Origin of the sequence: Candidatus Competibacter phosphatis, from assembly GCF_012939995.1 — a bacterium.
Classification (GTDB): domain Bacteria; phylum Pseudomonadota; class Gammaproteobacteria; order Competibacterales; family Competibacteraceae; genus Competibacter; species Competibacter phosphatis.
Genome location: NZ_SPMZ01000119.1, coordinates 1 through 3,393, shown reverse-complemented (window position 1 = coordinate 3,393; position 3,393 = coordinate 1). Strand labels below are relative to the sequence as shown.

The window sequence follows — 3,393 nt, the reverse complement described above, 5'->3', positions numbered from 1 at the left end:
CCGGCATGGACGAAGCGCGCGCCGCTGCCCCGCAACAGGCGCTCCAGCCGCTCCTCCGTGTCCCAGACGTGATCGGGCAACCCCGCCATCGACCCGTACACGGCCTCCAGGGATGGGATGCCCTCGATTTGAGAGGCGTGGAATACCGTGTGTCGACACAACAACGGAATCGTCCGCCGTAAGGACGTGTCGTCCGCATCGACCCGCCATTCCTCGTCCGCCTCGGACCCATCAGCCACTTCAATCCGCTTAAAAAAAATAGATCGGAGTGCCCCGAGCGCCGGCCTGGACGTGCCAGCCGCGCGCTTGGGCCTGTTGGTAGCCGCACCAGCGCGGATCGTCGGCCAGGCGCGGATCGCCACCCAGCAGCAGGACGTTGATGCCGCGATAGGCGTTCCCGGTCGCGGCGTTGACTGGAAACGCTGGAACGCCAGGATGGCGCGGCCGGTCCCAGGGCCGTTGCCAGGGCGCGGTACCGGTCTCGATCATCTCGATGATCCGGTCGGTGACTTCCTGGTAGGGATTCGGCCGTCCGCCGTCGCCGCGCGGTTTCTGGCGGCGCCGGGGCGCGGCCATCGCCAGCACGGGGGCGGTGGACATTGCGACACGCGGAGCGGTTTGCGCCGGCATGGTGGATTCAGCAGCGCGCGCCTCGGACCGCCGTCCGGGATCGGTCGGACGGATGTGCGGTCCCCCGCGCGGGGTCTCGGCGGGCGGGACGGCCGCGAGGTGGGTTTCGAGTTGGCGTTTCAGATGCGCCAGCCCACCCAGGAGGTGAACATCGTTGAAATCGGTCGGCTGGCGGGCGGTTTCCAGGCCGGTGAAATCCGGGAAGATCGCCGTGCCCGCCACCCACCACGCGGCCTCCTCGGCGTCGCGTCGGCCGGGATTGCCCGGCGTATAACGGTCGTCATCGCCGGCGATCACCAGCCCCACGCCGGGGAACCGGTGATGGAGGTCCTTCGCGACCGGAAACACATTGCCACGACTGAAGGCCACCGCCACCGGCAATCCACACGCCTGGTGAAGGCTGGCGCCGGTGGCGTAGCCCTCGCAAATCAGCAGGGTCCGGGCGCCACGCGGGTCACCCAGCCAATGGCGACCCTCCGTAACGGCGCCCCCCTTCAAAAACTTCTTGCCCCCCTCGGGATTCAGGAACTCCAGCGACCGCAGCGTGCCGTCGCCATCGCGCACCGGCACCAGCAACAAATCCCGCAGTTGACGCAGGCCCAGGGCGGAAACCTGCTTGTTGCGCAGATAAGGATGCTGGTCCGAAACAGTGGGGTTGGCCCGTGCCCACAGGCGTTCCGCCCGTTCCCGCGCCTGGGCCTGGCGCCTTCGTTCTTCCGCCGCGCGTTGGGCCGCGATCTCGGCCATTTGCCGCCGTTGCCGTTCGCGCTGCTCGGGGGGTAGCGCCTCGACATCACCGCCGCTCCATCCCTGGGTGACTCCGGTTTTCCAGGAACCGAACGCACCGAAAGGAAGGATCGTGTCATGCAGCACGAACCAGCCGTTCTGGCGGTCTCGCCGGTCCCCCGCCACGTCATAGCGGTGCAAGCGCCCATCGAAAACCAGGACCTTCGGATCGCGTGGTGCACAGCCCGCCGCCGCCATCGCGTCCAGCACCGCGTGGTAAAGATCGAAACGGATACTAGCCATCACGATGTTCCTCCAGACCCAGTTCCTCGATCTCCCTTTCCTCGATGGGGAATGCCTCTCCATCCCACAGCGCCAAGCGCAGTTCATGCTGGAGGGTGGCTCGGTCCAGGTCGCCGTCTCGATAACCGGGCAGGCCCTCCAGATAAACAGCCGCCACCGTGCGGAGCCCCGCCGGCAGCGCGGCTTGCACCTCGGGTTCGAGGAAGGACTTCAGCAGTCCCGGCATCGCCAGCGGGAGGTCCTCGTTATGAAGATCGGCCTCGTCAAGAGCGGTGATCAAGGGGATCAGCGGCTCAAGCAGGATCGCTTCGAGGTGTTGAATGTCATCAGTTGTGTTATTCATTTATAAATCCAATATGGGGTGATTGGGGAAAAAGGTCAACCGGCTGGCGCCGAGGCACGAACCGCCGCGTCGGGTCGCCGACCCACCGAGATCGGCGGGGGCCTCGGCGGATGGATCGGCGGGCGGTTGAATCGGTGGCGGTGGATTCGGTGACGGCTCGACGGTCAGCGCGGCGAGCGCGGCGTCCTGTTGAGCGGCGTGGACCGCCCACAGGGTTTGGAAATGATGCGCAACCCCCGCGTAGCCGAGCCGCTGGTCTTGATAGGCGTGGGCCAGTTCGTCCGCCCCCGCGAGGTCGCCGGCTTCCTGGAGCGCCTGATAGCGTTCGATCATCCGCGTGGATTCCTGATGCACATGGCGCAAGGTCGCCGCGTAGAGGCGGCTGGTGGTCTGAAGCAGATGCTGTTCCACCACCCGCTGGGCGTCCTCCGGCAAGGCCAGCGTGTCCCGGACGGAGTGGAGCGCGCGCGGCACCGCCTCGGCCAGTGCCGCACGCGCATCGGTCAGCACCGTCTCCAGCGACCGATTGAAGGGGGTGTCCACCGCCGTTTCCAGAATCCACGCCAAGGCGCGCGACCAGGCCAGCGATCGATCCATGTCCGCGCCCGCCGAGACCCAAGCGGGCGCGGGCGGTTCTTGGGGCAAACCCGATTCGGCGGCGGCGAGATACGTGGCCATCTGTTCCGCCGTCACCTGCTCGGCGGTGCCGGGATGGCGTTCCAGGACGCCGACCAAGGTGCGAGCGAGGTCGTAACGATGGTAATCCGATAACGCCAGCGGTTCCGTGGTCGCGCCACCGGAGGCCGTGCCCCCGGAGGCGGGCGATCCCCAGCGCTGGGCCAGGGCCTCGGTCGTCGCGGTGATCCAGGCGGCGGTCCGCTCGACCCACGCCGCCACGTCGGCCGGCGGCGGTGGGGGGGTCTCCGCCTCGCCGACCGGCCGGTTCAGGGCCGCCACGACCAGGCTCGCGTGCAGTTTGTGACCCGTCAGGAGGATCTTCAGGGATTGACGAACCGCCTGGCGCGGGTCGTGTTCGGTGACACCGAGTGCGTCGGCGCTCAGCGCGTCGGCGGGTCGTATCCCCTCGGACCCGTGGGATGACTGGCGCAAGTCCGCCAGGCGCGGATTCGGGGGGGCGGGCTGTTGCTGAAGATAGGGACCGAATTGTTCGGGGATGAGGACGGTGGCGTTCACGGGGGCGTTCCTTCTGGAGTAGGGTCGGCCGTGCCGGGGTCGGTGGTACCGCCGGCGGTCGTGCCGGGGTCGACCGTGCCGGTGGTGCTCGTCGTGTGGGCTTTCACCAGATTGATGGCGGCGGCGCGTTCCTCTTGCAGGGCGTGCCGTGCCGGCTGGACGTCGCTGAGGGTGGCCCGCGCCAGCAGGTACTCGAT

The 3,393-nt window shown here is 67.9% G+C and carries 3 protein-coding genes and 2 pseudogenes; all 5 read right to left on the bottom strand.

Annotated elements, in window-relative coordinates:
- Positions 1-239: pseudogene (locus tag E4P82_RS21400) on the bottom strand (hypothetical protein); the annotation flags it as partial.
- A gap of 10 nt (positions 240-249) precedes the next feature.
- Complete coding sequence (locus E4P82_RS21395) at positions 250-1,659, bottom strand: ArdC-like ssDNA-binding domain-containing protein (RefSeq protein WP_169250764.1); 1,410 nt, start codon at positions 1,657-1,659, stop codon at positions 250-252.
- Positions 1,652-2,002, bottom strand: coding sequence for a hypothetical protein (locus E4P82_RS21390; protein ID WP_169250763.1), 351 nt, complete (start codon positions 2,000-2,002; stop codon positions 1,652-1,654). The genes E4P82_RS21395 and E4P82_RS21390 overlap by 8 nt, the downstream gene beginning before the upstream one ends.
- A complete protein-coding gene (locus E4P82_RS21385) occupies positions 2,003-3,196 on the bottom strand; it encodes a hypothetical protein (protein WP_169250762.1) in 1,194 nt (397 codons plus the stop codon).
- Positions 3,193-3,393, bottom strand: a pseudogene (locus E4P82_RS21380) (hypothetical protein); the annotation flags it as partial. The pseudogene E4P82_RS21380 and the gene E4P82_RS21385, both read right to left, overlap by 4 nt.

Coding starts and splice junctions, on each gene's coding strand:
- E4P82_RS21395 (WP_169250764.1), bottom strand. CDS start 1,659: ATGGCTAGTATCCGTTTCGATCTTTACCACGCGGTGCTGGACGCGATG.
- E4P82_RS21390 (WP_169250763.1), bottom strand. CDS start 2,002: ATGAATAACACAACTGATGACATTCAACACCTCGAAGCGATCCTGCTT.